Annotated in this window: 1 rRNA gene; it reads left to right on the plus strand. The window is 52.6% G+C overall.

Annotated features, from left to right (window positions below):
* A 16S ribosomal RNA gene (locus V6255_RS17920) occupies nt 1–1,069 on the plus strand; the annotation flags it as partial.
* Between the last annotated feature and the right edge of the window lie 8 nt (nt 1,070–1,077).

Genomic DNA, 1,077 nt, shown 5'->3' on the forward strand with positions numbered 1-1,077 from the left:
CTGTGACGTTACTCGCAGAAGAAGCACCGGCTAACTCCGTGCCAGCAGCCGCGGTAATACGGAGGGTGCGAGCGTTAATCGGAATTACTGGGCGTAAAGCGCGCGTAGGCGGTTAATTAAGTCAGATGTGAAATCCCAGGGCTCAACCTTGGAACTGCATTTGAAACTGGTTAACTAGAGTTTTGTAGAGGGTGGTAGAATTTCAGGTGTAGCGGTGAAATGCGTAGAGATCTGAAGGAATACCAGTGGCGAAGGCGGCCACCTGGACAAAGACTGACGCTGAGGCGCGAAGGCGTGGGGAGCAAACGGGATTAGATACCCCGGTAGTCCACGCAGTAAACGATGTCTATTAGAATTTTGTGGCTATATGCCGTGGGATTCAAAGCTAACGCATTAAATAGACCGCCTGGGGAGTACGGCCGCAAGGTTAAAACTCAAATGAATTGACGGGGGCCCGCACAAGCGGTGGAGCATGTGGTTTAATTCGATGCAACGCGAAGAACCTTACCATCCCTTGACATCCAGAGAATCACCTAGAGATAGATGAGTGCCTTCGGGAACTCTGAGACAGGTGCTGCATGGCTGTCGTCAGCTCGTGTTGTGAAATGTTGGGTTAAGTCCCGCAACGAGCGCAACCCTTATCCTTATTTGCCAGCGGGTTATGCCGGGAACTCTAGGGACACTGCCGGTGATAAACCGGAGGAAGGTGGGGACGACGTCAAGTCATCATGGCCCTTACGGGATGGGCTACACACGTGCTACAATGGCAAATACAAAGGGCTGCTAACCAGCGATGGTATGCGAATCTCCTAAAGTTTGTCGTAGTCCGGATCGGAGTCTGCAACTCGACTCCGTGAAGTTGGAATCGCTAGTAATCGTGGATCAGAATGCCACGGTGAATACGTTCCCGGGCCTTGTACACACCGCCCGTCACACCATGGGAGTGGGCTGCACCAGAAGTCATTAGCTTAACCCTTCGGGGATGGCGATGACCACGGTGTGGTTCATGACTGGGGTGAAGTCGTAACAAGGTAGCCCTAGGGGAACCTGGGGCTGGATCACCTCCTTACGTAAAGA

This window comes from Psychromonas arctica, from assembly GCF_038155225.1.
Taxonomy (GTDB): domain Bacteria; phylum Pseudomonadota; class Gammaproteobacteria; order Enterobacterales; family Psychromonadaceae; genus Psychromonas; species Psychromonas arctica_B.